The sequence below is a fragment of the Streptomyces sp. BoleA5 genome, assembly GCF_000373665.1.
Classification (GTDB): domain Bacteria; phylum Actinomycetota; class Actinomycetes; order Streptomycetales; family Streptomycetaceae; genus Actinacidiphila.
In genome coordinates this window covers 401,036-416,541 of sequence record NZ_KB892091.1, presented here as the reverse complement: position 1 = coordinate 416,541, position 15,506 = coordinate 401,036, and the positions used below count along the sequence as shown (strand labels likewise).

Here is a 15,506-nt window from a genome sequence, read left to right as displayed (position 1 = left end):
GGCCGCGGTTCCGGTCCCGGGATGTCGTTCCGCCGTCCCGCCGGACGAGGGGGCGGCCGGGGCGGTGTCACACCTCGGGGCACCCCGCTGTCATACCTACCGCGCCGCGCCGCCCGAGCCGGCCCGCGCGCCCACCGCCCCCTCGCCCGCCCCGCGCACCGGAACCCGGAGGACCCCGATGACGGACCGCCCGCGTCCACGTCCACGGCCGACGCGAGGACACGCCACGGCACGCACCGCCCCCGCCCCGTCCTCCCGGCAGCAGCCCGCGGACGCTCAGCCCGCCATCCGCACGTCCAGCGCCCGGGGCCGGTGGATCCTGCTCGCCACCGTGCTCGGCACCGGCGTGGTCCAGCTCGGCTCGACGGTCACCAACGTCGCACTGCCCCACATCGGGGCCGACTTCGACGCCGACCTCGCGGCCCTGCAGTGGACGGTGAACGCCTACATGCTCACCCTGGCCGGGCTGATCCTGCTCGGCGGCTCCCTCGGGGACCGCTTCGGACGGCGCCGGATCTTCGTCCTGGGCGTCGTGTGGTTCGCGGTCGCCTCCCTGCTGTGCGGACTGGCCCCCGGCACCGGCACGCTGATCGCCGCCCGCGCCCTGCAAGGCGTCGGCGGGGCCCTCCTCACCCCGGGGTCGCTGGCGATCATCGAGGCCTCCTTCCACCCCGACGACCGGCCCCGCGCGGTCGGCCTGTGGTCGGGCTTCGGCGGCGTCGGCGCGGCTCTCGGCCCTTTCCTGGGCGGTTGGCTGGTGGACGGTCCCGGCTGGCGCTGGACGTTCCTGCTGTCCGTGCCGCTGGCCGTCCTGTGCGTGCCGGTCGCGCTGCGCCACGTCCCGGAGTCCGCGGGCGAGGACCCTCGGCCGGCCGCCGCTGCCGGTGCCCCGGTGCGCCGGCACCACGGTTTCGACGTTCCGGGCGCGGCCCTGGGCGCGCTCACCCTCGCCCTGGCCACGTACGCGCTGACCGAGGCCCGTGACGCCGGGCCCGCGGCCGTCGCCGCCGCCGTCGGCAGCGTCCTGGCCGGCGCCGCCTTCGTCCTCGTGGAACGGCGCAGCGCCGACCCGATGATGCCCCTGTCCGTCTTCTCCTCCCGGCAGTTCACCTCGGTCAACCTCATCACCGTGTGCGTCTACGCGGGAACGGGCGGCTTCTTCTTCCTGACCGCCCTGCAACTGCAGATCGTCGTCGGGTACTCGGCGCTGGCGGCCGGTGCCGCCATGCTGCCGAACACGGTGCTGATGCTGGCGTTCTCGTCCTCCTCCGGAGAGCTCGCCAAGCGGCTGGGGCCGCGCGTCCCGCTGACCGTGGGCCCGTTGGTCTGCGGCGCGGCCATGCTGATGATGCTGCGGGTCGGCCCCGGCGCCTCCTACCTGCGGGACGTCCTCCCCGCCCTGCTGGTCATGGGCGCCGGCATGGTCGTCCTGGTCGCACCGCTGACCGTGACACTGCTGTCGTCGGTCCGGGCCGCGAACGCGGGGCTGGCCAGCGGCATCAACAACACCGCGGCCCGGGCCTCCGGGCTGGTCGCCGTGGCGGCGCTGCCGCTGCTCGCCGGGATGGGCCCGGACGCCTACCGCTCGGCCACCGCCTTCGACGCGTCGTACAGCCAGGCGATGCCCCTGTGCGCGGGCCTGCTCGCCATCGGCGCGGCCCTGGCCTTCGGCACGCTCCGGCAGACCGCGACGGCCCCCCACCACCTGCATGTCCGGGTGCACGGCTGGCTCATGGAGCCCCCGCCGGTGCCGCGGCTCGCCCACCGCCGCGCCGCCGACTGACCCCCGAACCGCATCAAGGAACGAACCGTGAAGGAGGACGAGCACACCGTGGTTCTCGAGAGGTTCCCCGCGCCGCCCGTGGACGCCGCGCCGGCCCCGTCGACCGAGGACGACGACTACACGGTGAGCGCCGAGTTCTACGACCTCCTCCAGGCCCGGCAGGACGAGCAGCGGGTCCGCCGCCTGTACGGCCGTGACGTCGCCGACGCCCGCCTGGGCGTCCTGGACATCGGCGCCGGCACCGGACGGGTGACGCTGATGAGCCTCGCCGAGTCGGGCGTGCGCGTGCACGCCGTCGAGCCCGCCCGCGCCATGCGCGCACCCCTGATGACGCGGCTCGCCATGCTGCCCGCAGAACTGCGCGGAAGGGTCACCGTGCACCCGAGCACACTCCGGCAGGCGGGGCTGCGGTCGGTCGCGGACGTCGCCGTGTGCCACAACACGGTCGCCGCCGTGCCGCCCGCGGCCCGCCGCGAACTGTGGCCCTCCGTGGCCAGGGCCCTCGTGCCCGGCGGATCCCTGATCCTGCAACTGCCCCCGTCCCGGCTCCCCTCCCGGGACGTCGTGAAGGTCTACCCCGAACAGCGCGTAGGAGGGCATCTCTACGGCGGGCGGCTGGTGATGTCGGCCGAGGGGAACCGCATCCGAACCCGCTTCGACTACTGGGTGCGCGACCCGCGACGGGTGCTGCGCGAGCACACCGAGACGTTCTGGATGTGGCCCGCCACCAGGGCCCGGATGGCCGCCGACCTCGCCCGGCACGGCTTCGTTCCCCTGCCGGGGAGGAGGGACCCGGCCGTCCTGGCCGTGGCGCTCCGCAGCCCGTAGAGCAGCGTTCGGGCCGGTCTCGCCCTGGATCCCCGCGCCCCGCCGGACGTGGTGGAAACACGCCAAGATCGACACCGTTGCGTTGCGTTTGCGGCCTGCGGGGCAAGGGGGTTGGGCGGCAAAGGGACTCCTGTAGATCAACGAGCGGCCAGAAGTTTGATCAAAGTCCGCAACGATGCTGAGGCCCCAGCCCGTGGTCTTGGAGCCTTCACCACGGCGCGCCCGGCCCATACGGTTCGAAGAACATGACGTCCAGCGGATGCAGGTCCCGGCCGGTCAGACCGGGGAAGCCGGATCCGGCGGGTCCGCCGCGCAACCACGTGAGCAGGGTCGCCGTGAAGTCGCCTGGCAGGGGCGGTCCTTGATCCCAGTGGCGTGGGTTGACGGCTACGCGCCATGTCTCGGGCGGGCCGTCCGCGCACCAGCCGATCTGGTCCCCGTCGATCGTCGACGCGAACGGCAGGAAGCCGCCGGGCTCGGGCCACGCGGGCATCGGGTAGTACTGGGGATGGGCGGCGCGCAGTTGGCGGTATCCGTCAAGCATGCCTTCGACGGTGGCCGCGAGCCCCTGCTCCCGTGGCCGGTCAAGGGACAGTGGGGCGCTCATGTCCAGCCACCAGCTCCAGTTGCCCGCCCCGTACCGCTCCGCGAGCGCCATGAAGTCCGGCGGCAGCCGGGTGCCGAGCCGCTCGAAGACCTGCTCCCATGTGCCCTCGCCCAGATACGGCTCCAGGGGCGGTGGAACCAGCGCCATGACGGCGTCGAGGCCCGAACCCTCGGTGAGCGCCGCGCGCTGCCGCGCATCCACGGCGGTGCCCGCAGGCGGGGGCGACCAGGGTGCGGCCCCGGCCAGCGGCGGCCAGACCCGTATCTGTGAGGACAACGGGCCCAGCAGCCCGCCGGGCTCGCCCGGGTGCGGCACGCCGGTGCGCAGCAGCGTGAACAGCAGCTCCAGGAACGGGACTTCATAGTCCACCCAGGGCTCACTCACCCCGACTGCCACATTCGTGGTCATGAGGGTGACCGGCCACTCGTCGGGGTCGTCCGACGCGCCCGTGTTCCAGAAGAGGTGGTCGCCGCTCCTCGTCGTGGCGAAGGCGAGCAGGCCGCCCTCCTCGGGCAGGAAGGGGCGCCGATGCGCGGTGAACATGCCGGGCCGGATCGCCGAGTGCCGGTGCGTCTCGACGATCCATGCTGCGTACTCGAAGCGGCCGTCGGTGCTGACGCACGGGGGGTGCAGCCGGATCGCCGCACCCGGGCCGCCTATCTCGGCCGCACCGTACGCCGACACGAGCGCCTTGTAGTCACCGGGCAGCGGGGTGCCAAGCCAGCCCTCGACCGCCGTCCAGTCGACGGCGGGCGCCGGGCCGGGCGGCGGTCCGACAAGACCTGTGAACGCGGTGATCCGCGCAGGGTGATCCATGGAGCCGAGGATGACATCCCTCACTGACATGGAGATTGGGACCTGGCACCGCTCGGGGGTCTGACCCGCCCACTGACTGACGCTTCGGCTGTCCTCGGGTTGAATCGCCCGGCTCCCGGGCGGTGCCACAGCGCGCGTGACCGGCCGGGCTACAGTGACCTCTCGAGGTTCGTCCGGGCGCCGCCACGAGCGGTACGGTCACGGGCCTGGCACTCGACCTGAGCCGTCCGGCGGACATCGCCGCCGCTCTCGAACCGGTGCCCCAGGTGGACCGGTTGGCGCTGGTCGGCATGGTCCGCGACAGGAACACCGCCCGCGCCTATGACGTGGCCGCGGCCACGACCCTGGCCACGACGAAGATCGTCGGCTACACGGCCGTGGTCACCACGCTGTATCCCCGGATGTCCGCGGACGCCTCGGTGCTGCTGTTCGGCGGCATGGCCAAGGACTTCCCGTACCCGGGTTCGACGACGCTGACGGCGGTCAACGCCGCCGTGCAGGGCCTGGTGCGCACGCTGAGCGTCGAACTGGCACCGGTGCGGGTCAACTCGCTGCACCCGTGGGCGATCGTGGACAGCCCCTTCGTCGTGGACAACGAACAACTGCAGGACGGAGCACTGAAGATGACGCTCACCGGTCGGCTCGCGACCATGGCGGACATCGTCGACGGCTGCCTGTTCCTGCTGGAGAGCCCGATGGCCAACGCCATCGACCTCACCCTGAACGGCGGCATCGCCTGACGGTGCCGACAGCCGAGCCGAGCCGGGCCGGGCCCGGCCGAGCACGAGGACGCCCCCTCCGGTCCGGAGGGGGCGTCGTGCCGATGGGAGGCCTGGGGCCCGTCGGCTCAGATCGTCGGCGTGTCGTCGACGTGCTCCTGGTGCGGCTCGAGGACGAACTTCCAGCCGGCGCTGGCCTCCATGAACCGCACGCGGGTGGGGTAGATGTCCAGGGCGCGGCGGTCGCGGTTCTGGCCGCCCGTGCCCTTCCGCCCGCGGGCCGGCTCTTCGAACAGGTCGACCTTGACGTCCGGCACCGCGACGACTTCCTCGTTCCAGCGCTGGACGATCCCCGCGCCGAACGCCTCCCGGGCGGCGGCGTAGAGCGACGCCAGGGACTCCGCGTTCCCGTCGGGCACGAAGAGGGCGAGGTTGAGGAGGACGCCGGCCTTCTGCAGGACCTCGATCTCCTCACCCGCCTTGTCGGCGACCCATATACCGCGCTCCTCGGCGTTGTCCGGCAGGACGTGGACCTCGTCGCCGAAGACGGTCCTCGCGGTGAAGGACCCGCCCTCGAAATTCTTGCCCGACTTGGTGAGAGTCGCCGGTACGAAGCAGTCGAGCCGAAGCTCCTCCATCTCCGCGGGGACGAAGATCTCGTCCTGGAGGCCCAGCTCCGAAACCTCCTCGGCCGTGAGACGTCGGGCTGCAACCTTCTCGGTGTTCACGTTCTTTCCCTTCTTCGTGTAACCACGGACGGTTCGGCGACCCGCGGCATGCGACGTGGCCACCGCCCACTGCACGACCTGCCGGTGACAGGGCGTCACATGGCCAAGCGGTGGGCGTGTTGACTGCGCCGCCCCGGACGGATCCCGAGGTGTCCGGCTCCCCATGCCGGTACGTGCAGAGACAGCACGCCGGGCAGGAGGAGCCACGCGCGGTGAGTGTAGTGCGGAGGTCTGACAACACGTCGGCGCGGGGCGCCCCCACCTGCATGGAAGCGGTCCGAAATCCTGCCGTACGGCGGGCGGTTCGGGGCGCGCGCAACGATCGGTGAAGCGCCCGGCTCGGCCTGGCCCGGCCCGGCCGCTCGGTCGGCCACGCCAGGCCGGGCGGCAGGCCCTCATGGGGGACGGCATGCTCGCTGTCGAACCCGGTACGCAGAACCCGCGGCGGGAGCCAGGGCGTGTATCGGAAGTGAAGCGTGCGCATAGGCTGTCGGCATGTCCCTGAGCCACGTACTCCTCTCGTCCGGTCGTTCCATCGAGCTCTCCGAGCTGCGGATGTCGTCGACCTACGGGGGGATGCTGGAGGGCTACCCGTGCAAGCGCATCAACGACATGAAGGTCAGAGGCCTCAAGCGGCAGGGCGAACGCGATTTTCCTTCCACGCCGTTCCATCTCGTTCCGCCCTCGCGTGAGTACCCGGACCAGACCGCCGGCGCCTTCGGTCCTGTTGAGGTGCTGCCTTCCGTGGCTTGCACAGGCGTCTTCCACTCGACAGCGGTCGCTCCTCAGGCCGACCCGGTGCTGCACCGTTCCGTCCTCACCGTCGCCTGGTTCCAGCCCGGCCGGGACGTGCCGTCGGGGCGAGGACGCTGACCTTGCTCTGCGCGGCGTTCGCTGGGAAGAGCTGGCCCGGGACTACGAGCTGTAGCGACGCGCGCTGATCACGGCCGCCCGTGGATGGCCGCCACGAGGACAGTGGCCCGGCTGCGGACTGCGCGCGTGTCGTGGCGGGTCGCCCGAGGAGTCGGGCGGGGCCGTGCGCGGGCATGGTTCGCACGTTCCCGTCACGACGCGCGGGGCCCTCGGCTCGTGCCGGGACCCGGATCGTGAATCGCGGTGAACGTTCCGCCGAAGCTGTGCCGAATGTTCTGCGATTGCGCGCTTTTGGTGTAGGGGGCACACGTTCGGCGTCTCACCCCGGGCTACAGTTGGTTGACCGTTGAACCAGTTCTGATTGGTGTGCTTTCCGATGACCGAGAATCGCCAGAACCCACCCTCCGAAGCCGCAAGCGCCGGCGTTCTGCTGCAGATGCTCAGCGGATACTGGGTGACGCAGATCGTTCGGGCCGCAGTCGACCTCTCCATCCCCGACCACCTGGCCGATGGGCCCCTCGGCGCGGAGGAGATAGCCGAACGGGAGTCCAGCGACCCCGCCACCACGTACCGGCTCCTGCGCGCCTGCGCCTCGCTGGGCCTGGTGGAGTACCAGGGTGAACGCCGGTTCTCCGACACCCCGCTCAGCCGGCTGCTCCGCACCGGGGCACCGAACACCCTGCGGGAGGTGGCCCTCACGTGGGCGGGGCCCTCTCACTGGCGTGCCTGGGAGCGGTTCCCGGAGGCTGTCCGAAAGGGCGGCACCCAGATCGAAAGCGCGCTGGGCACGGACTTCTTCACCTACCTCGGTGACAACCCCGCCGAGGCGGAACTCTTCTCGGTCGCCATGTCGGGCATGTCGGAACAGCTCAACCGCGACCTCGCCCAGGCGCTCGACACCACCCGCAGCACGGTCGCGGTCGACGTCGGCGGGGGTACGGGGGCGCTGGTGCAAGGACTCCTGCTGGCGAACCCGACGCTGCGCGGGCAGAGCCTGGACCTGCCCCATGCCGCTGCCGCGGCGCAGGCCTCGGCCGGGAAGCAGGGGCTGACCGACCGGTTCACAGCGGTCACCGGGGACTTCTTCGAGTCCGTCCCGCCGGCTGACCTGTACCTCCTCAAGATGGTCCTGCACGACTGGAACGACGCCGATTGCGTCAGGATCCTCCGGAACTGCCGTGCCGCCGCACTCCCGGGCGCGCGGGTCGTCGTCGTGGAGAACGTGATCGGGGAGATAGGAGCGCCCGGCTTCGAACCGCTCGCGGACATGCACATGCTGGCGATGCTGCCCGGGCAGGAGCGCGATCTCCCCGAATTCGACACGCTCTTCGCCGCATCCGGATGGCGGCGCACGGCCGTCACCCCGACCGGATTCCAGTTCAAGATCATCGAGCTGGAGACCGACTGATCCCTGGTCCTCGGTGGAGCCTTCGCGGCAGCGTCCGGCACTGAACGTCGGTGCGGGCGCTCTGCGACGTCACGCACCCGGGCCGGCGTGCCGGTGTCGAAGGCGTCGGAGGTCTCCCGATATCAGGCGCGTGTGCGGCTCGGGCCCGCTGACCGAGGGAGCGGGGGAGGAGGCGCCGATGAGCAGTTCCGTGCGGCGGATGGCCGCCGCAGTGCGGGGGCCTGGCGGCCGGCGCTGCGCACGGGTCGCTCAGCCCTGCCGAGACGGGTTCGGCCGGGCGGCGGCCTCGCCCCGCACCCGGACGCGATCGATGAACCACGCGCCCGGCCCCACCAGCACAGTCACCGCGTCCGCGTGGACGGGCAGCCACAAGGGGGGTGGTGGCGGACAAGCAGCCGGCGACGGCGTCGTGACTGTGGACCGCCTGCGAGTGGGGGAGGGGGCGGCATCCGCGCGCAGGCCAGGTCAGCCGGCGCCGCCTCTGTCCGGCTGCTCTCGTAGGTGCCCAGCGCGGCGCATCGGCCGCGGGTGCCCCGGCATCGGGAGCCGTCACGTCCCCGCACGGCGCCCGCCGGGCGCCATGGCGGACGATCATGAAAGCCCGGCCCGGCTGGCCGGGCGTCGACGGAGCCTGTGGCCCGATCGGGCGGGGAGACGGGCAGGTCAAGGGCCGGCAAAGGTATTCTGCGGCCCAGCGGGTCCCAGGCGCGGCCGAGTTGTCCCCGGAGGGGAGAGCTGACCAGCGCGGATGGCCGTACGGGAGCCGGATCGGGTGCCCGATGGGCGCTGGCGGCTTTGCGTCGCGTGTCGTATACACGCCCCCGATACGCCCAGTGAACAGTTTCGAACAGCGAATGCGTGGCGTTCACTCAGCGAACACGAAAGCACCATGCGTTTCGCCCAAAACATCTAAAGTCGCAACGCGGCGCGCACATTCCGCACTCGTGTCATGACCTTGCGTCACATTCGTCGCCTCAGGCTCCTTATTGACATGAACAGAACCGAACACGCTAATGGGCTCCGGCGAACGCTCCGACGTCCGCCGTCGCCAGGAGCCGTGCACGGCTCACGATCCCTGCAAGCACGCATGGGAGTCACGTTGCGCAGACCAGCAGGAACCCCCCACCCGTTTCGCCGGACGGTGACCAGAGGCCTGGCAGTCCTCGGCGCCGCTGCCATGGCGGTGCTCGGCGTACAGGCACCGGCCTTAGCCTCGGGAGCCGCGGGCGCGAACTCCGCCGCCTCGGGCACCGGCGTCCGCCGCTCCTTCGAACCCACCTGCGACACGGCCAAGCCCGGCCACTTCAGCTGCTTCGCCCTGCGCCGCACCGACGTGCAGCCGGTCAAGGGCCTGATGCCCGCCGCCGACACACCGTCCGGCTACGGTGCGGGCGACCTGCAGAGCGCCTACGGCCTGCCGGCCGACGGCGGCGCCGGACAGACCGTCGCCATCGTCGACGCCTTCGACGACCCCACCGCCGAAGCGGACCTCGCCGTCTACCGGGCGCAGTTCGGGCTGCCCGCCTGCACCACGGACAACGGATGCTTCCGCAAGGTCGACCAGCGCGGCGGCACCGACTACCCCGCGCCGGACCCCGGCTGGGCCGGCGAGATCTCGCTCGACCTCGACATGGTCTCGGCGTCCGCGCCCAACGCGCACATCCTGCTGGTCGAGGCCGACGACAACAGCTTCGAGAGCCTGTCCGCCGCCGTCGACCAGGCGGTCGCGATGGGCGCGAAGTACGTGTCGAACTCCTACGGCACCGACTACCGCGGCGGGAACGGCGAGGACCCGTCGGAGACCACGGAGCTGGACGCCCACTACAACCACCCCGGGGTCGCGATCACCGCGTCCACCGGCGACTACGGCTACGGCGTCAGCTACCCGGCGGCCTCGCAGTACGTGACCGCGGTCGGCGGCACCACGCTGACCCGCGCCCCGTCCACCACGCGCGGATGGACCGAGTCGGCGTGGAGCCTGGCGGGTTCCGGCTGCTCGCTGTACGAGCCCAAGCCCGCCTTCCAGCACGACACCGGCTGTGACAACCGGGCACTGGCCGACGTCTCGGCCGTCGCCGAGGACGTGGCGGTCTACCAGACCTACGGCCACGGCGGCTGGGCGGTCTACGGCGGCACCAGCGTCTCGGCGCCCATCATCGCCTCCGTGTACGCCGCCGCCGGCACCCCCGCAGCCGGCTCGTACCCGAACGCGTACCCCTACGCGGCCGGAAGCGGCATCAACGACATCACCACCGGCAGCAACGGCAGTTGCTCCCCGTCGTACCTGTGCAACGGCGCCGAGGGCTTCGACGGCCCGACCGGTCTCGGCACGCCGGCCGGTCTGGCCGCGTTCCGCACCGGTGCGCACGGCGTGATCTCCGGAACGGTGACCGACGGCGCCACCGGCAAGGCCGTCAGCGGTGCCACGGTGACGGCGGGCACGGGTGTCACCCACACCGACGCCTCCGGCGCGTACTCCCTGACCCTGCCCACCGGAACCTACGACGTCTCCGTCGAGGCCTTCGGCTACGCGGGCGACTCCGCCGACGGGGTCGTGGTGGACGACGACGCCACGGTCACGGAGAACTTCACCCTCACCGCGGTGCCCAGCCAGACGATCGCCGGCAAGGTCACCGACGGCTCCGGTCACGGCTGGCCGCTCTACGCCAAGATCACCGCGGACGGCGTCCCCGGCGTGGTGTGGACCGACCCCGCGACCGGCTCGTACAGCATGGACCTGCCCGAGGGGCACTCCTACACCCTGCACGTCGCGTCGGCCACGCCCGGATACAAGGCCGTCAGCAAGAAGATCACCGTCGGGGACTCCGCGCAGACCGTGGGCATCGCGGTCCCGGCGGACTCCTGGACGGCGAACACGCCCGGATACCGCGTCGACGTGACCGGCACGACCGAGCCGTTCGACGCCACCGACGTCCCGCCCACCGGCTGGAAGGTGGTCAACGCCGAGGACACCACGGGCGGCTGGCAGTTCGACGACCCCGGCGACCGGGGCAACCACACCGGCGGTGACGGCGCGTTCGCCGTCATCGACAGCGACCACTTCGGCGGCGGCGCCGTCCAGGACAGCTCGCTGCTCAGCCCGGTCTACGACTTCACCGGCAAGAACGACCCCGAGGTGGCGTTCAGTACCGAGTACAAGCAGTACGGCGGGCAGTCCGCTGCCCTCGAGGCGACCTCGGACGGCGGCGAGCACTGGACCAGGGTCTGGTCGCCCGGCGCGGACGTCACCGGCGACCGCATCGAGGCGTCGCTGGCCGACTTCGCCGGCAAGCCCGAGGTTCAGCTGCGCTTCCACTTCGCCGGGAGCTTCGGCTGGTGGTGGGCCGTCGACGACGTCTTCGTCGGCGACCGGCAGCTGACCGCGATCCCCGCCGGCCTGGTCGTGGGCACCGTGACCGACGCCAACACCGGTACGGGCGTCGTGGGTGCCACCGTCACCAGCCAGGACAAGCCGACCGAGAAGACCATCACGACGGCCACCCCGGAGGACCCGAACCTCTCCGACGGCTTCTACTCGTTCGTCTCGACGGCCTTCGGCAGCCACCCCTTCACCGCGGCCAAGGCGAAGTACACCTCCCTGAGCAAGAACGTCAAGGTCGGGGCCGACAGCGCCGTCCAGGCGAACTTCAAGCTCAAGGCCGGCAAGGTCACCATCACCCCGGCCTCGGTCTCCGCGACCGTCGCCTGGGGCGGCTCCAAGACGCAGAACCTGACCGTCAAGAACACCGGCGGCGCCGCCGCCACGGTCAAACTCGGCGAACAGTCCGGAGGGTTCACCCAACAGGCCGAGGGTGCCGCCCTGCAGACCGTGAAGGGTGACTTCAACCCGCTGTCCAGCAAGGCCCACAAGGCGTCCGCCAAGGCGGGCCCGACCGCGGCGGCCCCGGCCGACGACACCTGGCAGACGGCCCCGGACCTGCCGGGCGCCCTCATGGACAACGCCGTCGACACGCTGGACGGCAAGGTCTACTCGGCCTTCGGCTACAACGGATCGGCCGACGTCAAGGACCTGTACGTCCTCGACCCGGTCGCCGGCAGCTGGACGAAGCTTGCGAGCGCGTCGGACACCCGTGAGAGCCCCGCGCACGGGGTCATCGACGGCAAGCTCTACGCCGTCGGCGGCTGGGGCGCGTCGGGCTCCCCGGACGCGAAGCTGGAGGTCTACGACCCGCAGTCGGACAGCTGGACCACCGGTGCGTCCGCGCCCAAGCCGTACGCCGGCTCCGGCACGGCCGTCCTGGACGGCAAGCTGTACATGATCGGCGGCTGCGGCGCCGACTTCTGCGGCACGACCGACGCCGGCGTCTACGACGCGGGCACCGACAGCTGGTCCCAGATCGCCGCCTACCCCGAGCCCATCTCGTGGGAGGCCTGCGGCGCCATCGACGGCCAGATCTACTGCGCCGGCGGTCTCGGCGCGAGCGAGAACGACGTCGTCCACTCCTACGCCTACGACCCGGGCACCGACAGCTGGTCGCAGCTCGCGGACGTCCCGGCCCCGCAGTGGGGTACCTCCTACGCCGCGGCCAACGGCCGTCTGCTGATGGTCGGCGGCGTCGGCAACAACGCCCTCACCAACCGCGGCCAGGCCTTCGACCCGAAGTCCGGCACCTGGGGCACCCTCCCCAACGCCAACGTCGCCACCTACCGCGGCGGCGGTGCGGCCGGCTTCTACAAGGTCGGCGGCGGCAACGCCCCCGGCAGGCCGATCACCAAGGTCGAGGTGCTGCCCGGCTACGACCAGGGCGGCGCGGGCGACGTCGACTGGCTGAGCGAGAGCGTCCAGGAGCTCACGCTGCAGCCCGGCGCCAGCGCGACCGTCTCCGTCACGCTGGACGCCAAGGCCGCCTCGGTGACCCAGCCCGGCGACCTCACCGCGAGCCTGAGCGTGGGCACCGACACGCCGTACTCCACGGCGCCCATCCCGGTGAGCCTGCACGTCAACCCGCCCAAGACCTGGGGCAAGATCACCGGCGTCGTCCTGGGCAACAAGGCCACCGGCGGCAGCGCGCCGCTGGCCGGGGCGACCGTGCAGATCGACAGCTGGGCCGCGAGCTACACGCTCACCACGTCCGCCGACGGGACGTACGCCCTGTGGCTCGACGTCCGCAACAACCCGCTCACCGTCATCGTCGCCAAGGACGGCTACCAGCCGACCGTCACGACGGTGAAACTGACGAAGGGAGCGACGGTCACCGCCGACTTCACCCTGAAGCGCAAGTAGCACGAGAAGGGGAAGCGCCGGGAACGGCGCCGACGGCCCCGGGAACGGGCCGTCGGCGCACCCCTGCGGCGTGACCCGCGGCACGGGCACGGCCGGTCCCCCCGAGGGGCCGGCCGTGCCCGTGCCCCCCGGCGTCCCGGCGTCCCGGGGGGCCTACTCGGCCTCCTCCCGCTTCCCGAGACGGCGCCGCTTCTCCGCACGCTGCGTGCTCATGTCGGGGACGACGGCCACGGCCTCCGCGCGGCGGCCCTGCCGGACGAGCAGGCGCACCAGGTCGGTTGCCGCCCGGCGGCCGGGACACCGACGGAGGCGGGCGACGGCCTCTTCCGTGCGGTCGTCAGCGGGCAGCCAGGCGATCGTGACCTCCCGGTCGTCCACCTCGTCCGGCGGCAGCGCCTCGCTCCACGGCATGAGCCGAGACAGAGCCAGGGCGCCGTGCACGACCGTCCGTTGCGGTGACCGCCATCTGCCGTTCATACCTGTCCCACCGCTCCGGTCGACCGTGCTTCCTAGCGTCCGTGAGTGCGCGCACCGCTGATGACCTGCCGCAGCCCGCTGTCAGGTTCGGAGCGCCGCTGTCCCGTCGGTGTGCGACTGCACCCGACGACGCGAAAGGCCCCCGGAATGTCGGAAGAACCCAAGCACACCAGAATCTCTCGTCGCAACGCGCTCGGCCTGTTCGGCGCGACAGTGTCCGGCGCCGCCGCCGGGCCGCTTGTCCTCGGCGCCGGAACCGCCGAGGCGGTCCCGGCGACGTCGGAGGTCACCGGTCTCACCACCGGCTCGGCCACCACGCCCGTCCAGGGCCTGCACCTGACCTTCGGCGCCGACCCACGCAGCCAGATGGTCGTCTCGTGGGTCACCGACGCGGCCGTCAGGAACCCGCGGGTCGTCTACGGCACGCTGAGCGGCGGCTTCGGCTCCACCGCGCACGCGACGACGAAGACGTACGTGGACGGCACCTCCGGGCGGACCGTCTGGGTCCATCACGCGTTGCTCAGCAAGCTCAAGGCCGACACCGACTACCTGTACGCGGCCCAGCACGACGGCGCCACCCCCGACGCCGGCACCTTCCACACGGCGCCGTCCGGCCGGGCCCCGTTCACCTTCACCAGCTTCGGCGACCAGGGTGCGCCCAGTGTGACGTGGAAGACCGGTGCGAACCCGGCCGACGCCTCGGGCCGGGACTTCGAGCCCAACGCCACGCCCGCCGCCGCCGACATCGTCACCGGCGTCGAGAAGGTCGGCCCGCTGTTCCACCTCCTCAACGGTGACCTCTGCTATGCCAACACCGGGCCCGACCGCATCCGCGTCTGGCGCGACTTCCTCACCAACAACAGCCGCTCGGCGCGCTTCCGTCCGTGGATGCCGTGCGCGGGCAACCACGAGATCGAGCTGGGCAACGGCAAGCTCGGTCTCGACGCGTACCAGACCTACTTCGAGCTGCCCTCGACCGAGACCCAGCCCGAACTGGACAATCTCTGGTACTCCTTCACGGTCGGCTCGGTGAAGGTGATCGCCCTGCAGAACGACGACATCGCCCTGCAGGAGGGCGGCGACGTCTACATCAACGGCTACTCCGGCGGCCGGCAGCTCGCGTGGCTGAAGAAGGAGCTCAAGTCGGCACGGGCCTCGAAGGACATCGACTGGATCGTCGTCTGCATGCACCAGGTGATGATCAGCTCCGCGACCGGCGCGAACGGCGCCGACGTCGCGCTGCGCGCGGCGTACGGCCCGCTGTTCGACGAGTACGGCGTCGACCTGGTGGTGTGTGGCCACGAGCACGACTACGAGCGCTCGCTGGCGGTGCGCGGCGTCGTCCCCGGCAGCGTCACCCTCACACCCAACCCCAGTCAGACCGCACTCGACGTGATCGACAGCGCGCACGGCACGACGCACATGGTCCTCGGCGGTGGCGGCGTGTCCGGCATCACCAACAACAGCTTCACCACCGACGACGCCGACGGCCACGGGCACCACTCGGCGTACGTCCAGATGGAGCACGTCGGCAAGTACAACTCGGTCAAGGAGAAGGAGACGGCGGTCTGGATCGGCGTCCGTGACGCCGAGCATCCGTACGGCTTCGCCGAGTTCTCCGTCGACCCGGGCCGGCACCCCGGTGACATGACCCGCATCCACGTCACCTACTACAACATCATCACGCCCACGGGTGAGCTGTCGGTCTTCGAGAAGTTCACGCTCCAGCGCCCTCGTAGCGACGGCGGCCACGGCCGGCACTGACCCCCCGCGACCGGCAGCGTTAGCGGGCAACGCCTGGGGCCCGGGACGACGTCCCGGGCCCCAGGCGTTGCCGCCAGGAGCCCTCGGCCGCTCGGAGCAGCCGCTGAAGGCTGCGGGACGTGGAACGAACCGGCCCTGATACATGGCGCGTTCGTGCGGGTTTCGTGAAGGACGGGCTTCGTGCCGGTGACGGGGCCAACGGTCACCCTCCATACATGTACGCGCCAACCTTTCGGTGGCTGTACGCCGCCCCGGGCC

General features: G+C 71.6%; 9 protein-coding genes and 1 pseudogene. 7 read left to right on the top strand and 3 right to left on the bottom strand.

Features of this window, described 5'->3' with window-relative positions; all coding sequences use genetic code 11:
• Positions 1-178 precede the first annotated feature (178 nt).
• Both B085_RS0105795 and B085_RS0105790 read left to right on the top strand, forming a co-directional pair.
• On the top strand, positions 179-1,783 hold the full coding sequence (locus B085_RS0105795) for an MFS transporter (RefSeq protein WP_018557617.1): 1,605 nt from the start codon (positions 179-181) through the stop codon (positions 1,781-1,783).
• A gap of 27 nt (positions 1,784-1,810) precedes the next feature.
• The gene (locus B085_RS0105790; RefSeq protein WP_018557616.1) at positions 1,811-2,611 is read left to right on the top strand and encodes a class I SAM-dependent methyltransferase; all 801 of its coding nucleotides are present in this window, start codon (positions 1,811-1,813) and stop codon (positions 2,609-2,611) included.
• A 208-nt stretch (positions 2,612-2,819) separates the two neighbouring features.
• Here the strand turns inward: B085_RS0105790 and B085_RS0105785 are convergent, their stop codons facing one another.
• Positions 2,820-4,034 (bottom strand): hypothetical protein, encoded by a 1,215-nt coding sequence (locus tag B085_RS0105785; protein WP_018557615.1) that lies wholly within the window; start codon positions 4,032-4,034, stop codon positions 2,820-2,822.
• 257 nt (positions 4,035-4,291) lie between these two features.
• Here B085_RS0105785 and B085_RS41380 point away from each other — a divergent pair, with 257 nt between their 5' ends.
• Positions 4,292-4,774, top strand: coding sequence for an SDR family oxidoreductase (locus B085_RS41380; RefSeq protein WP_234018498.1), 483 nt, complete (start codon positions 4,292-4,294; stop codon positions 4,772-4,774).
• Between the two features lie 107 nt (positions 4,775-4,881).
• Here B085_RS41380 and B085_RS0105775 read toward each other — a convergent pair whose 3' ends face one another.
• Positions 4,882-5,481 (bottom strand): hypothetical protein, encoded by a 600-nt coding sequence (locus B085_RS0105775; protein WP_018557613.1) that lies wholly within the window; start codon positions 5,479-5,481, stop codon positions 4,882-4,884.
• 495 nt (positions 5,482-5,976) lie between these two features.
• Between B085_RS0105775 and B085_RS41375 the strand changes: the two are divergent.
• From B085_RS41375 to B085_RS0105760, 3 genes and pseudogenes are all read left to right on the top strand, one after another.
• A pseudogene (locus B085_RS41375) lies at positions 5,977-6,409 on the top strand (hypothetical protein).
• Positions 6,410-6,730: 321 nt separating this feature from the next.
• Complete coding sequence (locus B085_RS0105765; RefSeq protein WP_018557611.1) at positions 6,731-7,762, top strand: methyltransferase; 1,032 nt, start codon at positions 6,731-6,733, stop codon at positions 7,760-7,762.
• 1,177 nt (positions 7,763-8,939) lie between these two features.
• Complete coding sequence (locus B085_RS0105760; protein ID WP_018557610.1) at positions 8,940-13,007, top strand: carboxypeptidase regulatory-like domain-containing protein; 4,068 nt, start codon at positions 8,940-8,942, stop codon at positions 13,005-13,007.
• Positions 13,008-13,160: 153 nt separating this feature from the next.
• Here B085_RS0105760 and B085_RS0105755 read toward each other — a convergent pair whose 3' ends face one another.
• Complete coding sequence (locus B085_RS0105755; RefSeq protein WP_018557609.1) at positions 13,161-13,418, bottom strand: hypothetical protein; 258 nt, start codon at positions 13,416-13,418, stop codon at positions 13,161-13,163.
• 213 nt (positions 13,419-13,631) lie between these two features.
• On the opposite strand from B085_RS0105755, the gene B085_RS0105750 reads away from it, so the two are divergent.
• Entirely contained in the window at positions 13,632-15,248 is a 1,617-nt protein-coding gene (locus B085_RS0105750; protein ID WP_026250720.1) for a purple acid phosphatase family protein, read from the top strand.
• Positions 15,249-15,506 lie beyond the last annotated feature (258 nt).

Bases quoted from the DNA above. Each gene is read 5' to 3' on its own strand.
- B085_RS0105785 (WP_018557615.1), bottom strand. From the start codon at position 4,034: ATGGATCACCCTGCGCGGATCACCGCGTTCACAGGTCTTGTCGGACCG.
- B085_RS0105755 (WP_018557609.1), bottom strand. From the start codon at position 13,418: ATGCCGTGGAGCGAGGCGCTGCCGCCGGACGAGGTGGACGACCGGGAG.
- B085_RS0105795 (WP_018557617.1), top strand. From the start codon at position 179: ATGACGGACCGCCCGCGTCCACGTCCACGGCCGACGCGAGGACACGCC.
- B085_RS0105760 (WP_018557610.1), top strand. From the start codon at position 8,940: ATGGCGGTGCTCGGCGTACAGGCACCGGCCTTAGCCTCGGGAGCCGCG.
- B085_RS0105750 (WP_026250720.1), top strand. From the start codon at position 13,632: ATGTCGGAAGAACCCAAGCACACCAGAATCTCTCGTCGCAACGCGCTC.
- B085_RS0105765 (WP_018557611.1), top strand. From the start codon at position 6,731: ATGACCGAGAATCGCCAGAACCCACCCTCCGAAGCCGCAAGCGCCGGC.